We start from the raw sequence: 19,597 nt of genomic DNA, 5'->3' as shown, positions 1-19,597 counted from the left end.
GCGTCGTGAAAGTGAAACAGAGGCGTGCCGGAACGAGACGGGCGCCGGGCTACTTGTCTCGCCGCTGTTGGGCCAGCGCTTTCAGTTCATCCATGAACTGGTCGATGTCCTTGAACTCCCGATACACCGACGCGAAGCGGACGTAAGCGACTTGGTCGAGTTGATGCAGTTCCTTCATGACCTCTTCGCCGATGGTCCGGCTCTGGATCTCGCTCTCGCCCATCTCTTGAATGCGTTTTTCGATCCGGTCCGTGACCGCCTCGATAATCGCCGTGCTGATCGGCCGCTTTTCGCAGGCCTTCTTCAAACCGGCCAGGATCTTGGATCGATCGAACGGCTCCCGGCGCCCGTCCTTCTTGACGACGACGGGCAGGCTCTCCTCGACGCGCTCGTACGTGGTGTAACGGCGTTTGCAGGAGAGGCATTCGCGGCGCCGGCGGATAACCTCGCCCTCTTTCGCCATCCGCGAGTCCACAACCTTATCTTCAAGCTCGTCGCAGAACGGACATTTCACAGGCGGCCAACCTACTCACGCGGGGGACGATTCGTAGGAATAGAAAATGGGGAATCGGTCGCACAACGCCTTCGCCTGGGCGCGCACGTCGGTGTGCGCCTGCGTGTCGTGAGGGCGTTGGAGCACCCGGTCGATCAAAGAGACGATCTCGCCCATCTCCCGTTCCCGCATCCCTCGGGTCGAGACGATCGGTGTTCCCAGGCGAATGCCGCTCGCCACCGCCGGCGGCTTTTCGTCGTAGGGAACGGCGTTCTTGTTGACGATGATGCCGGCCGCATCCAGCGCGGTCTCGGCTTCCTTCCCGGTGATGCCTTTGCTCGTCAGGTTCACCAGCATGAGGTGCGTGTCCGTGCCCCCCGACACGATCCGATACCCGCGGTCCACCAGGCCTTGGGCCAGGGCACGCGCGTTGGCCAGCACCTGCCGCTGGTACAGCTTGAAACCGGGCGACAGCGCTTCTTTCAGGGCCACCGCCTTGGCGGCGATGACGTGCATCAGCGGGCCGCCCTGCAGTCCCGGGAACACGATCTTGTCCACGGCCTTGGCGTGCTCCGCCTTGCACATGACGATGCCGCCGCGCGGCCCGCGCAGGGTCTTGTGGGTCGTGGTCGTCACGAAGTCGGCGTAGGGGACGGGGTTGGGATGCAACCCCGCGGCGATGAGGCCGGCGATGTGGGCGATATCGACCATCAGATAGGCGCCGACGGACTGCGCGATCTGCTGGAAGCGGGGGAAATCGAGCGTGCGGGCGTAGGCGCTGGCCCCCACCACCACCATGCGCGGACGACAGTCTTCGGCGATTCGCTGAACCGCGTCGTAATCGATCGTTTCGGTCTCGCGATCGACGCCGTAGGAGAAGGCCCGGAAAAGGGTGCCGGAAAAATTGACGCGGCTCCCGTGCGTGAGATGGCCGCCCTGCGCGAGGTCCATCCCGAGGATCGCATCGCCCGGCTTCAGCACGGCGAGGTAGGCGGCCATGTTGGCCTGCGAGCCGGAATGAGGCTGCACGTTGACGTGCTCCGCGCCGAAGATTTGCTTCGCCCGCTGGATCGCCAGCTCCTCGACCGTATCCACGTGCTGGCAGCCCCCGTAATAGCGCTTGCGGGGATACCCTTCGGCGTACTTGTTGGTCATGAGGCAGCCCTGGGCCGCCAAGACCGCCGGACTGGCGAAGTTTTCCGACGCGATCAACAGGAGCTTCTCGCGCTGGCGCTGTTCCTCCGCGCGGATGGCCTCGTACACGTCGAGGTCCGTCACTTTCAGAGCATCCATCGAACCGATCGCGTCACTCATGTCGCGCCTCCGCCCCTTTCTTGGCTGTCTCGGTGATCCGGTGTGTCACGGTGAATCGCTCCCGGGCGGGTCCCCGGCTTACTCCTTGGCGGAAGCCTCCGGCTCCTGCTTTTTCACGACTTGAACGGTCACGCTGGCGGTGATGTCGCGCGGCAGCTTCACGGGAACGGTGAATGTGCCGAGCTCCTTGATCGGCTGGGCCAATTGGATTTTCCGGCGGTCGACGGTGAAGCCCTGTTCGGCCAAGCCCTCCGCGAGATCTTTCGCGGTCACGGACCCGAACATCTTGTCGTCCTTGCCGACCTGTGCGGTGACGGTGAGCGAGACGGCGGAGATCTTTTTCGCCAACGCTTCGATCTCCAGTCTCTCTTTCTTCGCCTTTTCCGCCATCATGCGTTTCGCATGTTCAAAGGCCTTGATGTTGCGGCTGTTCGCCTCGAGCGCCTTCCGGCGCGGCAAGAGATAATTGCGCGCAAATCCGTCCGAGACATCGATCAGGTCGCCCAGATGGCCGATCCCTTCGAGCGTTTCCTGGAGAATCACTTTCATGACCCTAACTCCTTCTGTTGGAAAGAGAAAAAGAATACTGACCGGACGACGAAAAGTCAATTCGCGAATGGCGCGTGATGATGTCAAGCCGCGTGTAGAAATCTCATGTTCTCTTTCGATCGTTGCCGCCGCCCGCACCACGGCGCGCGGTGCATGATCTTCGCCGCTCGGCCCACCTGGACAGGTCAGTCGGCACATCATTAAGATACGGCGGATTCAGAGGGGGACATGCCCGCATGAAGGTCCGGGAACTGCTCGACGACTTTGCTGCCAAGCTCGAGAGGGAACGGGCGCGAGCCGCGACCAAGGGATGGGACGCCCCGGTGTCCCTCGCGAACGGCCGGTTGTGCGCCACGGCGGGCAACCTCTCCTTGTATGAGTTCGAGTCCGCCCAGGCCACGGCCCTGGCTGAAGATTGGCCCGTCACGATTATTCCGCCGGATGAGGCCGAGCCGACCGAAGGCATCGTGCTGGGGTATCGCGGGAATCGGCTGTTGGTGCAGACATTCGACGGCTTGGGCCAAGTCGTGTCTTCCGCGACGCTGGTTCCCGATGCCTCGGGCTTTCTCGAGACCGCCTCTCGCCGCCTGGCCGACATGGCGGCCAAGGCCGATACCTACACGCTCGGCGCAGCGGAGCGGTTGTTGCCTTGGCTGGCGCCGGGTCAGCCGGCGAACGGACAGACGCCGCTTCCCACCGCGTCCGCCTCCGTCCTCACGACCATCTGGACCGAAGAGGTGACCGCCCGCCGGCAGAGACTCGCCGCGCTGGCGGTCGAGTTGGTCCGCCTGAACAAACGCCTGCTCCTCGTCAGCCCGAGCCACGCCGCGGCGGACCAGGTGTTCGGCCTGATCGCCAGGGCGATGAAAGGAGCCGGGCTCCCCTACAGGAGCCACCTGTGCCGGTATGAATTGCCGCTCGAACGCGAGGTCGCCGGCATCGCGCTCCAGGAACTCGGCTTTGAAGCGCAGATGCACCAGTTCTATGCCAAGTCGAGGGCCGACAAGGCGGCGCTGCGCAAAAAATACGAACGCTTCCGGGATCTCAGTCCGCTCCTGGCCTACAAGGCGCAGAAGCAGCGGGATCTGGACGAAGTCAAACTGCTGGAATGGCGCCTGCTGACGCAGCTCACCGAATTGCAGGACAAGATCAAAGAGATCGATGCGACGGTCTCGGCCTACGAGTCGCTCCCGATCTGGAAACGACTGGGGATGCAGGCCGTCGGGAAAAATCTCGAATCGTTGGCCGAATACCGCAAGCTCTATGACCAGCAGGCGCAAGGCCTCCGGCGCGAGATCGACGTCGCCAAGCGCCGGATCGAGGAACTGGCGCCGGAAGCGGCCGTGCCGAAAGACCTCCGGCCCGAGTTCGAGGAGCTCAAGGCGGAGGTCAAACGGCTCGGGGGCACCAAGAAGATCAGGGAACTGCTGGCGGCGGAAGAAGGCACCAACCGCCAGGCCTTTATTCAGAACCGCCGTCTCGTCGCCACGACCGCCGCGCGCGTCGTGGCGGATCCGCTCTTCGGTCGCGTGCGCTTCGACGTGCTGCTGGCCGATGAAGCGCCCTGGATTCCCGGCGCCTTCCTGCTCGCCGCCGCCGGACTGGTCCGCGAGCGCATCATTTTGAGCGGCGATACCCGCGACATCGCCGCCGCCGGCTGTTGGACGGCGTCGGATGAGATGATTCGCTGGGGACGGCAAGCGCAGCCGTCGTCCGCTTGACGCCGCGTCCGCGAATTCGGGATAATCCCCTCCCCGACAGCGTGCCGAAGTGGCGGAACTGGCAGACGCACTAGATTCAGGGTCTAGCGCCCGCAAGGGTGTCCGGGTTCAAATCCCGGCTTCGGCACCAAACAAAGCTCGCTCCTACCGTGGGCTATTTTTCGGTGTGCCGTATCTGGAACCCACGGGAAACACCTGAGGCAGCTTCCTTTTCTGTAGTGGCCAGGCGGCGTGGCGCGTACCGCCGACTCTTCATCGCCTTTTCGTAATTGTCGTCGGCGGATAAGCACCTCCAGTGGATGAAGCTTTTCTCATCCTAAACAGTGCCTTGCTCGCCCCGGTCCCTTGCCATGGCTCCTGGCGACTGGATAGAACCTTCCGCTGAGCATTCTCGCGTTTTCACGCGTGTGCTCGGCGCGAGCCACCGCCGGGCACCGTTCTTCGATACAGAACTTCTATTGGCCCTCGAAAGCCCAACTCCTGATTTCTGAGGAACAGTCTTCTCAGGAGAATTGAGTCCCTCGCGCTCCTCACCCTCAGACGTATGAACCTCCCATTTTCTTGTCCGCCTTTTCTTACACTCCAGGCGCATGACCGAGAACGAAGAAATCCTGGTAATTCCTCAAACGGGGTATCGAGTCAGCGTGCGATTTCCGGTAAACTGAGCGCCGCTCAGGGCGAAGTCATTTGGCGCGATAGTGACTCGCGAAGTAGCCGGAATGCACGCCCTCAGGTCACCGCACTTCCACGCGTCGGTATGTTGGCGACGGTTCGCGACCGCCGCAGCATTATCAGCGCGATCGAATCGTTTCATGGCGGGACAGAGTGCCGGCTCGACTTGGTCACGGTGGAGTACGCCGACAAGGAAGTCTCAGGGGTTAGGATGGTCCTCCAAGCCTAGATAGAACGCAGTATGACCGTCACTTTCAACGACATCGAAAAGCTCGAATCCGATCTCTGGGAGGCGGCGGACAATCTCCGCGCCAACTCCAAGCTCACCTCCAGCGATTACTTCATGCCCGTGCTGGGTGTGATTTTCTTGCGGCATGCGGCGAACCGCTTCCAAGCGGCAACCCGGCAAATCGAAGAAGACCAAGCCGCCGGCAGGATGCCCAAACGTAAGGTACGGCCTGAAGACTACCTGGCGCGTCGTGCGCTCTACCTGCCTGAGAAGGCCCGCTACGACTGGATCATGGAGCAAGCGACCACCAGAGGTAGCGACCTGCCGAAGCTCGTCACCGAGGCGATGACCGCGATCGAAAACGGATTCCAGCCTCTTGCCGGTGTGTTGCCGAAAGACTATGGCATCTTCGAAGCCAAGGTCCTCGAAGATTTGATGCGGCTATTCAACAGTGAGCAGATCAGGCAGGCGTCAGGCGACGTGTTTGGCCGCATCTATGAGTACTTCCTTGCCAAGTTCTCCGTCCAGAAAGCGCACGATAACGGGGAGTTTTTTACTCCGCCTTCGCTGGTCCAGATGATCGTCAATGTGATCGAACCCGACCACGGTATCGTATTCGACCCAGCCTGCGGTTCGGGTGGCATGTTCGTCCAATTGAGCCATTTCATCGAACAGGAGGGCGGCGACACGGCGAAGAAAGTCGTTTTCTATGGCCATGAGAAGAATCGGGATACAACCCATCTGGCAATCATGAATCTCGCGGTTCACGGGCTGGAGGGCAAGATCGCGAGCGAAGCGATCACGTACTATGACGACCCCTTCACGCTCGTCGGCAAATGCGACTTCGTGATGGCCAATCCACCCTTCAACGTGGATTTGGTGGACGCCGAACGCATCAAGGGTGACCGGCGTCTGCCTTTCGGCCTGCCGGGCGTGAATAAGCAGAAGAAGGTCAGCAACGGCAACTACCTCTGGATCTCCTACTTCTGGAGCTATTTGAACAGCAAGGGCCGCGCCGGCTTCGTCATGTCTTCCCAAGCGTCCAGCGCCGGTCACGGCGAGAAGGAGGTGCGGAAAAAGATTGTCGAGACGGGGGATGTGGACGTGATGATCTCGATCCGCTCCAATTTCTTCTACACCCGCACCGTACCCTGCGAGCTGTGGTTCTTCGACCGGGGCAAGCCCGCCGACCGCAAGGACAAGGTGCTGATGATTTGACGCCCGGAACGTCTACCGGAAAGTAACCCGGAAGATTTACGACTTCTCGCCCGAGCAGATGATGAACCTCGCCGCCATTGTCTGGCTTTACCGAGGCCAGCACAGGCGCTTTCTCTCACTGGTGAAGGAGTACCTCAGGCACCTGTGCGAGGAAAGCGACCAGGTTCCCGCCAAGCTCGATGCCTTCGAAGCCAGGCTCAGAGACCTGCAAGGCCGGTTCGACCGGCTCAACGAGGTCATCTCGACGCATACTGAGCTCGAAGCAGTCAAAAAGCGGGCGTTTGCGGATGCAGTCGGCGAACTGCGCGAGGCAGCCAATCTGTACAAGACCGACCGGAAGAAGGTCCTCGCCGGCCAGCAGGCGTTCAGCCAGAGATACGCCAAGGCGCTGCCGGACAAGAACGAGAAGAAGCACGCCGCGCGTCAAGCGTTCGATCACATCGCCGTGGCACTGCACGACCTCATCAAGCAGGTGGATTTACTCTACAAGCTTGCTGCGCGCATCGCCGATCTCGCCTCAGAAGTATCCCTCGCCCCCGGCAACGGGGAACAGGATCGGGGTGAGGGGATGTCCTGCGACCGCCGCGCCGCGGCCAAGCTCGTGAAGCAGCTCGATGAAGAGCGCAAGGTCGCAGTCGAGCAGATGAAGCGCGCCATCTACTTCCACCGGCAGACCGTGTGACTTCAGGACCGCTTTCCCAAGGCTGAGTTGCAAGCTGTGCCGGGACTGGTCAAGTTGGTTGATTGCAAGGAGATCGAGGCCGCCGACTGGAGCCTCACGCCCGGCCGCTATGTGGGTGTTGCCCCACCGGAGCAGGACGAGGACTTCGACTTCGAGCAGACCCTACGCGACATTCACACCGAACTGGCCGATCTGAACAAGGAAGCAGCGGAATTGGCGGCGAAGATTCAGGAGAACTTCGAGGAACTAGGGGCATGAAGTGGACGACGAAACCTTTAGCTGAAGTTGCGGACTTCCGCTTGGGAAAGATGTTGGACGAAAAGAAAAACAAAGGAGAATCCCTCCCTTACCTTGCCAACATCAACGTGCGCTGGGGTGAGTTCGATTTGGAAGGTCTTCGTGAGATGCGGTTCGAACATGACGAGATGGACCGGTACGGTTTGAAATACGGCGATATCGTCATGTGCGAAGGTGGAGAACCGGGGCGCTGTGCATTGTGGAAAGACGCTGTGCCAGGAATGATGATCCAGAAAGCGCTCCATCGCATTCGTCCTCATGACTGCCTTGACAATCGCTTCCTATATTACTCCTTTCTTCATCTGGGTAGGCGAGGGGCGTTCACGCCCCTCCTTACTGGTGCGACGATCAAGCACCTTCCTCGGGAAAAGCTTGCCAAGGTAGAGATTGCGTTCCCTTCCCTCGAAGACCAGCGTCGCATCGCCGACATCCTGTCCGCCTACGACGACCTGATCGAGAACAACCGGCGGCGGATGGCGCTGTTGGAGGAGGCGGCGCGGCAGCTCTATCGCGAGTGGTTTGTCCGCCTCCGCTTCCCCGGCCACGAACACACCCGCATCATCAACGGCGTGCCGGAGGGGTGGGGGGAAAAGCGGCTCGCAGAAGTCGCCGAGATCAAAGAGAATCGCTTCCCGCCTCGTTTGATGGTGAGATCGAGTATATAGATATCTCCTCGGTCACGCCGGGTTCGATCAACGAGACGACGCGCTACGACTTCAGGGACGCGCCAAGCCGTGCGCGCCGAGTCGTTCAGCACGGCGACATCATCTGGTCGTGCGTTCGGCCAAACCGCAGGTCTTACGCGGTCATCTGGCAGCCAGCACCCAATCTGATCGCCTCAACAGGGTTCGCCGTCCTAACACCCTCTACAGTTCCGACGGCCTACTTGCTCCAAGCGACGACCACAGATGCTTTTGTTGGATACCTGGAGAACCATGCTCGCGGTGCTGCCTATCCGGCTGTCGTTGCAAGTGATTTTGAGCGGGCCGAAATTCTTGTTCCACGGTCCGCGCTTCTTGGAACATTCAACGAACTAGCGGAGCCACTCCTCTCTCAGTCTCATATTCATCGGCTTCAGAACGTGCGGCTCCGCGCCGCCCGTGACCTCCTGTTGCCGCGCCTGATGAGTGGGGAGATGCCTGTCTAAGGCCTCGCATACTATTTCATCGATAGTCGCTTGACAGGCGATTTACCCATATATACAGTGCAGCCATGAAAAAGGGCTTGGGAGAGATCGAACGGCTCCTGTTTGCGTATGTTCAGATGCGGGGACAAACGACCGTCCGGGCGGGTGAATTGGTGCGACCACTGCATTTGTCCGCGCCGCGCGAGCGCAATCTGCTCAGTCGGCTGGCCAAAGCCGGGTGGATTGCCCGCGTTCAACGCGGGCTGTATCTCGTGCCACGAAAACTGCCGCTCGGCGGCAAATGGAGTCCGAACGAAGTGCTGGCCTTGAACACACTGATGAAAGAACGCAAGGGGCGATACCAACTCTCCGGGCCCAATGCTTTCAATTATTACGGTTTTGATGAGCAGGTTCCCGTCCGACTGTATGCGTATAACAACCGGATATCGGGGGACTGGAAAATCGGCGCAGTCGACATGACCTTGATCAAGGTGGCCGATGAGCGGCTTGGTGACACGACGACAGTGCCGGCGCCAGACGGAGAGACCGCGGTCTATTCTTCGCGGGTTCGGTCGTTGGTCGATGCCGTGTATGACTGGTCTCGCTTTAACGGCATCCCGCGCGGGTATGCGTGGATTCGTCGGGAGTTGAAGGCCCGGCGGATCAGCGCGGCGGAGTTGGTGGCGTGCACCCTGCGCTACGGCGATAAAGGGACGATCCGAAGGATGGGTGCCCTGCTGGAACGGGAAGGCGTCGAGGAAAAATTGTTGCGCAAGCTGGAACGGGCTCTGACGCGAACGAGCAGTCCCATCCCATGGAATCCACGAAAGCCAAAACGGGGCACCGTGAATCCGCGCTGGGGCGTGGTGATGAACGACCGGATGTGATGTCCATGCCAGATCTCTTCACGCCAATCGAGCTGTTTCGTGAAGCGCTTGGTTTCACCAGCCAGCACCATGGTTTTCCTGAGCGTCTGATCGAGAAGGATTATGTCTGCACGGTGCTACTGGAGGCTTTGACTGCGACCCACGACGGCCTCGTGTTCAAGGGCGGCACCTGCCTCGCAAAGGTGTATGCCGATTTCTATCGCATGAGCGAAGATTTGGACTTCGTCATTCCCATGCCGGTGGATGCGCCTCGATCGGCGAGAAGCGCGCGGGCGAAGAGACTGAAGGACTTCGTCGCCGCGCTTCCGGATCAGTTTCCCTTTGTGCGTGTGGTCGAACCGCTGACTGGCGCGAATAACTCGACGCAATATAATGCGGTCATCGGGTATGCCTCGTCCCTTGGGGGACGAGACGAGACGATCAAGATCGAGGTGGGTCTTCGGGAGCCTCTGGTGCTGCCGCCTGTCGATGGCCAAGCCAAGACGATTCTTCTCGATCCTGTGTCTCGCGAACAGCTTGTTCCCGTCAAGCCGGTGCGATGCATTTCCAAGATCGAAGCGTTTGCCGAAAAGTTCCGGGCGGCTTTGTCCCGCCGGGAACCTGCGTTGCGTGACTTCTTCGATTTGGACTACGCCGTTCGGACCCTGGGCCTGAAGCCGGACAATACCGAGCTGGTCGCGCTGGTGCATGACAAAATACAGATCCTCGGTAACGATCCGGTCGATGTCTCGGCAAGCCGGTTGTCCGCACTGAGGCAACAAGTTGAACCTCAACTGCGGCCGGTTTTACGAACCGAAGACTTTAGGGCGTTCGATTTGGACAGAGCCTTCGGAATCGTGGCTCAAATGGCGAACCAGTTGAGTGTCCGCCGATGATCACCGACATCAACAGTGAGGATCGACTGGTCCAGCAAACGTTCGCAGGCTACCTGCACGACCGCCTCGGCTGGGAGAGTGTCTATGCTTATAACGAAGAGACGTTCGGACCGGAGGGCACGCTGGGGCGCATGTCGGAACGCGATGTGGTGCTCGTGCGTGATTTGCGCGCGGCGCTTGAACGGCTCAATCCCGACCTGCCGCCATCAGCCCGCGAGCAAGCGATCGAGAGGCTCAGGCGCATCGACTTCGCGCGCTCGCTCTTGCAGCACAACCGGGAGTTCTACGGCTTCATTCGCGGTGGCGTCCCGGTCGAGTGGCGCGAGGCTTCCGGTGAAACCCGCCATGCGCACGCCCAGGTGATCGACTTCCGGCAGGCTGCTAGTAACCGCTTCCTCGCCGTACGCGAGTTGAAAATCCAGGGCGTGCGGGTGCCCCACTACAATCGGCGAGCGGACTTGGTGTGCTTCGTCAACGGCCTGCCGCTGGTCTTCATCGAGCTGAAGGCGGTCTACCGAACCATTCGCGCCGGGCTCGACGACAATCTCACGGACTACCTGAGCGAGCACAGCATCGCCCACGCCTTCCACCATAACGCGTTCCTTGTGGTGAGCAATGGGGATCGCGCCCGCTATGGCTCGATCACCAGCAAGTGGGAGCACTTCGTCGAGTGGAAGCGCAACTCGGAGAATGAAAAGGGTCGCGTGGATGCTCAGACGCTCCTGGAAGGGATGCTGGCCAAGGAGCGGCTGCTCGACCTCGTCGAGAATTTCATTCTGTTCGACGACAGCCGGCCCGGCGGTACGCGGAAGATTGTAGCTCGCAACCAACAGTTGCTTGGAGTGAATAATGCGGTTGCGTCCGTCCTTCGACAGGAGGAGCTCAAGCGGACCATTCCCCTTCGAGAGCGTGTCATCGAGTACCGCATCCCGAAGCCGGACTTGCTCAAGGCTGCGGAGGGGCCTCCAGCCGAATCGGCCTATGCCTCACGGGTGGCCTCCAACCATGCCGAAGACCATGAACTCCCTTTGGTCAAGCGGGCGCACCCTGATCTCGGGCGGTTGGGGGTGTTCTGGCACACCCAGGGGAGCGGGAAGTCCTACTCGATGGCGTTCTTCGCCGAAAAGGTGCGTCGCGTCGTGCCCGGCAACTTTACCTTCCTACTCATGACCGATCGGGAGGATCTGGACGACCAGATTTGGCGGGCGTTCGTCTGTTGCGGAGTGGCAGATGAGAAGACGCCGCGGGCCAGTTCAGGGAAGGAACTTCAGGAACTCTTGCGCGGCAACCACCGGTTCATCTTCAGCCTGATCCACAAGTTCAACCAACCTGTCACCGAGCCTTACAGCGAGCGTGACGACATCATTGTGATCTCGGACGAGGCGCACCGAACCCAGGCTGGGAAGTTCGCGCGCAATATGCGGCTCGCTCTGCCCAACGCCGCGTTCATCGGCTTCACCGGGACTCCGCTATTCAAGCATGACGAACTGACCAGGCGCATCTTCGGCGATTACATCTCCCGGTATGACTTCAAACGGTCCGAGGAGGATCAGTCCACGGTCAAGCTTGTGTACGAGAATCGGGGCGAGAAGCTGGGCATCGCCCGGCTCGATTTGAACGATCGGATTGCGGCAAAGATCGAGGAGGCAGAGCTTGATCCGGATCAGACCGCGCTGTTGGAGCACCTCCTCGGGCAGGACTATGAGGTCATCACGGCTGACGATCGACTGGATAAGTTGGCTGATGACTTCGTCGAGCACTGCAGCACACGCTGGCAGACCGGCAAGTCAATGCTCGTGTGAATCGACAAGATTACCTGCGCGCGGATGTTCCAGCGCATTGAGCCGCGCTGGCAGGCGAAGCTTGCGCAGGTCAAGACCCTGATTCCCATCACAGAAGCGGAATTGGCCGCTGCCAGCGGCCCTGACACGCGGGAGCATCTCGCCAAGAAGCTTGAGTCGTTGCGCGGGCAGGCTCAGTGGATGGAGAGCACCATCATCGAGATCGTCATTAGCGAAGCGCAGAACGAGGTCCGCGACTTCCAAAAGTGGGGCTTCGATATCATCCCGCATCGTGTCGTGATGAAGACCGGCTTCCAGACGTCCGACGGCAAGCGGGTGGCGGTGGATGACGCCTTCAAAGACCCCCAGCATCCGTTTCGCATCGCCGTCGTCTGCGCCATGTGGCTGACCGGGTTTGACGTGGAATGTCTCGGGACTCTGTATATCGACAAGCCGATGAAGGCTCATACCCTCATGCAGGCCATCGCCCGCGCCAATCGGGTGTATCCCAGCAAGGAGTGCGGCGTCATTGTCGACTACAACGGGATGCTCAAGAGCTTGCGCGAAGCGCTGGCGCAGTACGCTGTCGGTGACGAGGAGCATGCTGATGGAGGCGAGGCCATCGTGGCCCCGATCGAAGAGTTGGTGGCGTTCTTGGCGCAGGCGCTGGAGGCGGCGGAAAACCATCTCAGAGGACTGGGGTTCGATCCAGGCCGGCTTCACGGTGCAACCGGGTTCGCGCGTATCGAAGCACTGCGGGATGCCGTGGGTGCACTCTATACCTCAGACGAAGTGAAACGACGCTTCGAGATTATGGCGCGACAGGTCTTTGCCCGATTCAAGGCATTGCTCATGGAGCCGAGTGCCCTCGCCTACGCGGAACGCCACGACAACATCGAGGCGATTTACAAGAAGTTGCAGGAGAGGCGCGACACCGCGGATGTCACTGAGGTGTTGAAGGAACTCCATCGCATCGTTAATGAGGCCATCAGGGCTCAGGCACCCGGCGAAGATCACGCCGAGGGGCTCACAGTGGACCTAAGCCGGATCGATTTCGGCAGGCTCCGGGATGAGTTTGCCGGCAAGGTCCGGCGCAAGCACGCCGCCCTCCAAGACATTCGCGACGTGGTCGAGAAAAGGCTGGCGCAGATGCTCGCCAGGAACCCGATGCGGATGGACTATTATAAAAAGTATCAGGAGATCATTGCAGACTACAATCGCGAAAAGGATCGTGTGACCGTTGAAGAGACCTTTGCGAAGCTCGTCGCGCTTGCACAGAGCCTCGATGCGGAACAACGGCGTGCTGCGGAGGAGGGGCTCAGCGACGACGAATTAGCGCTGTTTGACCTGTTGTTCAAAGATAATATCAGCAGGGCGGATCGTGAGAGACTCAAGCAGGCAAGCAAGGCCCTGCTCCCGTCTTTGCGCGAGTTGCTTCGCCCCATGCACGACTGGACGCAGAACACCGCCACCCAGGCCGAGGTGAAAGTGTTTATCCTCGATCACCTCTGGCAAACGCTGCCTCGTCCTCCGTTCACAGACGAGGAGACCGAAGCGGTCGCTGGACGTGTTTATGACTACGTCTGGCAGCGGAGCGCGAGCGGGTACGATCTGCTCGCGGCATAGTGTCATGGCCGCGCCCGCAAGGGAAAGGGGGGCCACAACGATCCGTGCGGCGCCTTGCTTGACCGGTGTGCTGGCATGCTTCGCCTGTTAACGGGGCATGGCATATATGCTCTTGCCCACAGGATTTCGGTGACCACGGACGACAAAGAAGGTGGCGACCTTATGGAAAAGTCCGCATCGGAATGGATGGAGCAGGATCTACTCTCGCTAATTCAGAATGGAGTAGAGGAGAGAATCGATCTCGAATACAAGAGCGGTGACGCCCTCACTGCCAACGACAGAGCGAAGAATGAAATCAGCAAGGACGTTTCGGCTTTGGCGAACGGTGCTGGCGGCGTGATTGTCTATGGCATGGTGGAAGAAGGGTATGTGCCCCGGAGGTTGGATGGGATCGATCCGTCGCAGATTACAAAGGAGTGGCTTGAGCAAGTGATCAACGGACGGGTCCGTCCACGATTGACTGGACTCCATATCAATCCGGTACCACTCACCACTTCCGCTCCCGGGAAGGTCGCATATGTTGTAGGCGTTCCACAGGGGCAGACGGCTCATCAGGCGGGAGACAAGAGGTACTACAAGCGGTTCAATTTTGAATCTGTTCCGATGGAAGACCATGAGATCCGGGATGTCATGAATCGCGTGAAACATCCCCTTATCGTCCCCACCTTCTTACGAAGATTCATAGGTCGAGAAGGAACCGTATGCGAATACGCCCTGAGCATCTCACTTCTTAATAAGGGGTCAGTGTCAGCTCATGACATCAAGGCAGTTTTCACCGTGCCAAGGACAGTATCCAAAGCCGTGAAGGGTTTTGATAAGCAACACGGCGTCGAAATCCCTTCCCGTTTGTTTGGGAATCAATGGTTCGAGAATCCATTGACCGCGATCGGGCGTGTCATTTTCCCAGAAGATGAATGGGAGCTTACCAACGGAAAAGATCGAGACTTTGTGATCATCGTAGATACAAATCGCATCGATAGGAATGAGATGAGGGAACCCATTCTGTTCTGGAAGACCTATGCAGATGACATGCCCCCGCAGTCTGGGCAAGTCATGCTGGGAGAGATACCTTCCGTAAACGTCTGAGGGTGAGCAAAGGCGTCACGAACCTTTCATTGAATCCCCGAGCCCCAGAGCGTACACTCCCGGCCACAGGAGCCGGGCCGGTGGACACACGCGACCGACGCAGCGCGCGTGGCTTGCTTCATGGCCGGAGAAGCGGTGATGCGTGGCGCCCTGGTACAAGCTCGCCCTGCGCGAGCGCGTGTCGGAACAAGGCGTCCGGTACCCTTTGCGTTGACCGTTGAGTCGGATCATCACCACAGGAGGTGCCCCATGGGACCAGGCCTCAAGCGGACCACCATCGCCCGAATCGGCGCGGGCGTCGCGTTTCTGTGCGGAGTGATCGGGGTGTTGGCCGGAATCACGGATCACACGTGGAAATTGTCGCCGCTCGGCTGGTTTACCGGAGGAGCCCTGCTCGGGCTGGTTGCCTTGTTCGTGCTGGTTGACGGGGCGGTGTCGTTCGAGCGATCCGTGACCTCGGCGGGCTCCAAACACTAACAGGCCGTTGAAAAAGTCCGCCAGCTTTGTTGGGGGTACCCAGTGCTCTTGTAGCACAATGGAGCTGATGCTCCGAGGCTCAACGTCTTGGACCTGTTGCAGCAAGAAGAGCAACGGGTGCCGCGAGTACGCCTCGCCTCCTCGCTCGCTGCGGCCTGGGTACCCGCCTAGCGGGTGCGACGGCCTTTTTCAACATCCTGCCGGCTATGCTGATCCTGGTTGTCATCTGCCGAGGTCTTGCGGTTCGATGGCGCCGCAATAGTTTTTCGACAACCTGCTCAGTAAGCGGTCTCCACGCAAGGCTTGGCTGCTAACGACATTCCACAGCAGGTCGCTGTCTTCTCGGCAAGGATAAAGGCTCAGGTACCTGTGGCCTGCCTCCCCTTGATCTGACCCCTCCGACCCGATAGCCTGTGTCCCTCGATTGCCGCGCACTCTGAGGAGGAACCCATGAAGATCGTGATCACCGGCGGAACCGGCTTTATCGGTCGGGCATTGTGCCGGGCGTTGGCCGCTGAAGGCCATGATGTCGTGGTGCTGTCTCGTCGGGCCGGAGAGGGCGAGTTGGGCCTCGACCCGTCTGTCAGGGTCGTCGAGTGGGACGGGGTGACGGCGGGTCCCTGGGAACGGGAGTTGGAAGCGGCCGATGCGGTGATCAACCTGGCGGGGGCTTCGATTGCCGAGGCGCGATGGACGGCCGAGCGCAAGCGGATGATCTACGAGAGCCGCATCGCCCCCACGCGACTGCTGGCACAGGCCCTCGGGCGAGCCTCCGCCCGCCCCCGCATGTTCCTTTCCGCGTCCGGCGTCGGCTACTATGGCCCCCGTGACGACCGTCCCTTGCAGGAGCATGACCCGCCGGGAACGGGGTTTCTGGCCGAGCTGTGCGTGGCCTGGGAACGGGAGGCGATGTCGGCGCAGCAAGCCGGGGCCCGCGTCGTCTGTTTGCGCTTCGGCATGGTGTTGGAGAAGGACGGCGGGGCTCTCCCGAAAATGCTGCCGCCGTTCCGCGCCTTCATCGGCGGGCCGATCGGGCCGGGGACCCAATGGGTATCCTGGATCCACCGGCAAGACCTTATCGGAATCATGGAATGGGTGTTGGCCGCGCCGGCGGTGAGCAGTCCGGTCAATGCGGTCGCTCCGGGCGCGGTGACGATGCGGGAGTTCTGCGCCACGTTGGGCCGGGTGCTGCGCCGACCCTCCTGGTTGCCGGTGCCCGAGCGGGTGCTGCGCCTGGCGTTGGGCGAGCTCGGCACGGTGCTCACGACGGGGCAGCGCGTCCTGCCCGAGGTGGCGCAACAAGGCGGGTACCGATTCCGCTATCCGTCACTGGAGCCGGCCCTGCAGGCGATCCTCGGGCCGGCGGTATCCGCCCGACCCGCGGCATGAGAGTTAACCCTGATCCGAACATATTTCTCTCGGCAAAATGCCTTTCCCCGGTTCCCGAAAGGATCCTCTCCCTCGCGCGGGAGGGAGAGGAGACAGGTGAGGGTGGTATCCGAAAAGAACCCCCTCACCGCAGCTTCTCCCCCAATGGGGGCGAGGAGAAGAGAGGGATCAAGACCCTTACCTTCCCCCAGGTGGGAGACCATCAGTTCCTCGATTCAGGAGGATTCGCGCATTCCACCCGTGGCTTGGGCCCATTGCCCATCGCTGTTGCAATGGGCCCAGGCAGATGATGCCTTCGTGCGTCATGCAGACTCGCGCGGTGCACGCACCGGTTGGCATCTGATAAAACCGCGACGTATGCTCGACGAGACTTGCGAAGCTGCCAGCAGGCCGATTCGCCTCGGCGTCAGTCGCTGCCTGCTCGGCGACCACGTCCGTTACGATGGCGGGCACAAGCGGGACAGCTTCGTGGTCGAGGTGCTCGGGCGGTTCGTGGAATGGGTGCCGGTCTGCCCGGAAGTGGAAGCCGGCTTCGGTGTTCCGCGGGAGGCGATGCGGCTGGTCGGCAATCCACGGCACCCGCGGCTCCTGACGGTGCACTCCGCCTGCGATCGGACGGAGGAGATGGCGCGCTTCTCGGAGGAGCGGGTCCGCGAACTGGAGGCGTTGGACCTCTCGGGATTCGTCTTCAAGAAGGATTCGCCCAGTTGCGGCGTCGAGCGAGTACGCGTCTTCAATTCTCAAGGGATCCCCAGCCTCAAGGGCGTCGGGCTGTTTGCGCGCGCGTTCGTGCAGCGTTTCCCGCTGATCCCGGTGGAGGAAGAGGGCCGATTGTGCGATCCTGTGCTTCGCGAACACTTCATCGAACGGGTGTTCTGCTATCGACGCTGGCGCGACCTCCTCAAGAAGCGCGTCACGCGCCAAGCCATCGTGGATTTTCACACGGTCCATCAGTATCTGTTGCTGGCGCACAGCCGCGAGCACTTTCAGCGCCTCGGGCGTCTCATGGCGAACGCCCATCGGTATCGACCACTCGACTTGGCCCGGCGGTACGGTGCGGGGATCATGGAGGCGTTGAAGACCACAGCTACGGTTTACAAGCACGCGAGCGTTCTCCGCCGCATCGCCAGCCATATGATGGGTCTGCTGAAGGCCAGCGAAAGGGAAGAGTTGCGTGACGTCATCGAGGATTATCACCGCGGGCTGGTGCCGCTGGTGGTGCCGATCACGCTCCTAAAACATTATGTCCGGGCCTATAACGTGGCAGCCCTTCGGAATCAGGTGTATCTGAATCCTCATCCCAAGGAGTTCATGCTGCGCAATCACGTCTGATCCTTGGCGCAACGGATCCGTAAAAAGGAGAGTGGGGATGCGGCAAAGCAACCGAGGAGTGATCTTGATCGGCCACGGCGGCATTCCGAAGGATTGTCCGTACGAGCTGGTGATGAAACTGAAGCGCCTGGAAGCGCAGCGGCGGGCGGCCGGCGGGGCACCGACGGCGGAGGAAGCGGACTTGGATTGCCGGATTCGCCGGTGGCCACGGACGAGCTCGAACGATCCTTATAAGGCCGGTCTCGAAGCCCTGGCCGCGCGGCTCGAGCCGCTGCTGGAGGGGAGCCTGTTCCGCATCGCCTACAATGAGTATTGCGCGCCGACGCTGGAGGAGGCGGTCGACGAGCTCCTCAAAGAAGGAGCCAGGGAGATCACGGTGATCTCCTCCATGCTGACGCCCGGAGGGTCCCACGCCGAAATTGAGATTCCGCAGACGATCGACCACCTTCGGCGAACGCATCCCGGCGTGGTCTTTCGCTACGCCTGGCCCTTCGATCTCGACTTGGTCGCCGGCATGCTGGCGACCCAGGTCAAGGGGTTTGGGGGAACGTAGGCGGCGGCGAGACGGACGGCCGGCGAAAAGCGGATGTGTTTTGAGCGGCGAAGCGTGTAGAATCGGCCGCCCCGTCCCATGAACACGGGCGGCGCGCAGGACGAGCGGAGGAACGACTATGTTACGAGATGAGCTGGCGGACGCGTTTATTGCGACCCGGTCGTTCAAGTGGGACCCCCACGGCGGCTTCAAGCTGGCCTCCGGCCTGACCAGTCCGTTTTATGTGGATTGCCGAGTCCTCATGGCCCACCCCGGCCCCCGGGCGTTGGTGGCGCAGGCGGCATGGGACCTCCTCAAGGATTTGGAGTTCGACTGCATCGGCGGTCTGGAGCTGGGCGCCATTTCGATCGCAACGACCATCTCCGATTACGGCTTTCGCGCGACGCCACGGAGGGACTGGCGGACCTTCGTCGTCCGCAAGCAGCCGAAGGATCACGGTCTGGGGAAGTTGATCGAAGGGGCCGTCCAGGCGGGCGATCGGGCCTTGATCGTGGACGACGTGCTCACCAGCGGCGGATCGCTGCTCAAAGCCGTCGCTGCGGCCCGCGAGGCCGGGCTCGACGTCCGCTACGCCTTGGTCATCGTGGACCGGAAGGAGCAGGACGGACAGGCGAACGTCGAACGGCAGAGCGTGACGCTGTTCAGCCTGTTGACCATCGAGGATCTGATGCGCCGGCACGAGAAAGCCCACGCGGCGGCCAGCCCACACTATTCATGACCGCTTCTCCTGCAACCGCCGATACGCCGCTGCGACAAGGCTGGCCGCGACTGGCAGCGACCAGCCGGGCGGGCTCGCCCCTCGCAGCCTCAACATCCTGTTTCAAGTATGCCTCGGCCTCTCGGGGCTCCCCGCGGGGGTGCCCATTGCTCTTCTCGTGCAATGGGTCCAACGCGTGGGGTCTTGGCGGTTTCGTCACGAACCGTCATGAACAATGTGGGCCAGGGCCTGACTCGGCGGGGCTCCGCCTTCATTTGCATTGAAACTGGATTCCCCAGCGGCGTTCGTGGACCACCTCTTCCGCTCCTCCCATCACGCTTGACACCCGGCTTCGCCCCTTCGCCTCTCCTTCCCGGACGATCGTATACTGGCTACCGCAGCGCTGCGCGATCAGTTGGAGCGCGTCCCGCCGGAAGGGTGACACCAGGTGACCCTGCTCGCCTTTGAACGGATACACCACGATCCCGCCGGTCTCGGTTTCCTGCACCACCTTGGCGCCGTCCGCGCAGCCGCCCAGGGTCAGCAAACACGCCAGCGCGACGGCTCTTGACCAGCCTTTCATGGGGCTCCTA

At 61.0% G+C, this 19,597-nt stretch carries 17 protein-coding genes, 1 tRNA gene and 1 pseudogene; 15 read left to right on the top strand and 4 right to left on the bottom strand.

The annotated features are described in order from the left end of the window. Positions 1–49 precede the first annotated feature (49 nt). The 3 genes from nrdR to rplI form a co-directional block, all read right to left on the bottom strand. A complete protein-coding gene (gene nrdR / locus AB1555_11390; GenBank protein MEW6247296.1) occupies positions 50–514 on the bottom strand; it encodes a transcriptional regulator NrdR in 465 nt (154 codons plus the stop codon). A gap of 15 nt (positions 515–529) precedes the next feature. Continuing rightward, entirely contained in the window at positions 530–1,786 is a 1,257-nt protein-coding gene (glyA, locus tag AB1555_11385) for a serine hydroxymethyltransferase (GenBank protein ID MEW6247295.1), read from the bottom strand. 99 nt (positions 1,787–1,885) lie between these two features. Next, positions 1,886–2,356 carry a 50S ribosomal protein L9 gene (gene rplI / locus AB1555_11380; GenBank protein MEW6247294.1) on the bottom strand — a complete coding sequence of 157 codons (471 nt, stop codon included), beginning with the start codon at positions 2,354–2,356 and terminating at the stop codon, positions 1,886–1,888. A 236-nt stretch (positions 2,357–2,592) separates the two neighbouring features. Between rplI and AB1555_11375 the strand changes: the two genes are divergently transcribed. The 15 genes and pseudogenes from AB1555_11375 (at position 2,593) to pyrE (ending at position 19,025) form a co-directional block, all read left to right on the top strand. Continuing rightward, positions 2,593–4,077 (top strand): AAA domain-containing protein, encoded by a 1,485-nt coding sequence (locus AB1555_11375; protein MEW6247293.1) that lies wholly within the window; start codon positions 2,593–2,595, stop codon positions 4,075–4,077. Between the two features lie 43 nt (positions 4,078–4,120). After that, positions 4,121–4,207, top strand: a tRNA-Leu gene (locus AB1555_11370). A 627-nt stretch (positions 4,208–4,834) separates the two neighbouring features. Further along, entirely contained in the window at positions 4,835–4,978 is a 144-nt protein-coding gene (locus tag AB1555_11365; protein ID MEW6247292.1) for a hypothetical protein, read from the top strand. 12 nt (positions 4,979–4,990) lie between these two features. Further along, positions 4,991–7,136 (top strand): annotated as a pseudogene (locus AB1555_11360) (N-6 DNA methylase). Next, positions 7,133–7,840: a restriction endonuclease subunit S gene (locus AB1555_11355; GenBank protein MEW6247291.1), complete on the top strand. Its 708-nt coding sequence runs from the start codon at positions 7,133–7,135 to the stop codon at positions 7,838–7,840. The pseudogene AB1555_11360 and the gene AB1555_11355 overlap by 4 nt, the downstream one beginning before the upstream one ends. Positions 7,841–8,387: 547 nt before the next feature. Further along, positions 8,388–9,188: a type IV toxin-antitoxin system AbiEi family antitoxin domain-containing protein gene (locus tag AB1555_11350; protein MEW6247290.1), complete on the top strand. Its 801-nt coding sequence runs from the start codon at positions 8,388–8,390 to the stop codon at positions 9,186–9,188. Continuing rightward, a complete protein-coding gene (locus AB1555_11345) occupies positions 9,116–10,063 on the top strand; it encodes a nucleotidyl transferase AbiEii/AbiGii toxin family protein (protein ID MEW6247289.1) in 948 nt (315 codons plus the stop codon). The genes AB1555_11350 and AB1555_11345 overlap by 73 nt, the downstream gene beginning before the upstream one ends. Then, positions 10,060–11,865, top strand: coding sequence for a type I restriction endonuclease (locus AB1555_11340; protein ID MEW6247288.1), 1,806 nt, complete (start codon positions 10,060–10,062; stop codon positions 11,863–11,865). Before AB1555_11345 ends, AB1555_11340 begins: the two co-directional genes overlap by 4 nt. 24 nt (positions 11,866–11,889) lie before the next feature. Continuing rightward, complete coding sequence (locus AB1555_11335) at positions 11,890–13,470, top strand: type I restriction enzyme endonuclease domain-containing protein (GenBank protein MEW6247287.1); 1,581 nt, start codon at positions 11,890–11,892, stop codon at positions 13,468–13,470. Positions 13,471–13,599: 129 nt separating this feature from the next. Further along, positions 13,600–14,556: an ATP-binding protein gene (locus AB1555_11330; GenBank protein MEW6247286.1), complete on the top strand. Its 957-nt coding sequence runs from the start codon at positions 13,600–13,602 to the stop codon at positions 14,554–14,556. Positions 14,557–14,805: 249 nt separating this feature from the next. Further along, positions 14,806–15,033: a hypothetical protein gene (locus AB1555_11325; GenBank protein ID MEW6247285.1), complete on the top strand. Its 228-nt coding sequence runs from the start codon at positions 14,806–14,808 to the stop codon at positions 15,031–15,033. Between the two features lie 450 nt (positions 15,034–15,483). Continuing rightward, positions 15,484–16,422 (top strand): TIGR01777 family oxidoreductase, encoded by a 939-nt coding sequence (locus AB1555_11320; GenBank protein MEW6247284.1) that lies wholly within the window; start codon positions 15,484–15,486, stop codon positions 16,420–16,422. Between the two features lie 357 nt (positions 16,423–16,779). Further along, positions 16,780–17,754, top strand: a complete 975-nt coding sequence (locus tag AB1555_11315; protein ID MEW6247283.1) for a DUF523 and DUF1722 domain-containing protein — start codon at positions 16,780–16,782, stop codon at positions 17,752–17,754. 37 nt (positions 17,755–17,791) lie between these two features. Continuing rightward, on the top strand, positions 17,792–18,307 hold the full coding sequence (locus AB1555_11310; GenBank protein ID MEW6247282.1) for a CbiX/SirB N-terminal domain-containing protein: 516 nt from the start codon (positions 17,792–17,794) through the stop codon (positions 18,305–18,307). Positions 18,308–18,425: 118 nt separating this feature from the next. Then, complete coding sequence (pyrE, locus tag AB1555_11305) at positions 18,426–19,025, top strand: orotate phosphoribosyltransferase (GenBank protein MEW6247281.1); 600 nt, start codon at positions 18,426–18,428, stop codon at positions 19,023–19,025. 250 nt (positions 19,026–19,275) lie between these two features. Here the strand turns inward: pyrE and AB1555_11300 are convergent, their stop codons facing one another. Further along, on the bottom strand, positions 19,276–19,587 hold the full coding sequence (locus AB1555_11300; protein ID MEW6247280.1) for a hypothetical protein: 312 nt from the start codon (positions 19,585–19,587) through the stop codon (positions 19,276–19,278). Between the last annotated feature and the right edge of the window lie 10 nt (positions 19,588–19,597).

It is taken from the genome of Nitrospirota bacterium, from assembly GCA_040755395.1.
Taxonomy (GTDB): Bacteria; Nitrospirota; Nitrospiria; order Nitrospirales; family Nitrospiraceae; genus DATLZU01.
This window is presented reverse-complemented; position numbering and strand designations above follow the sequence as displayed.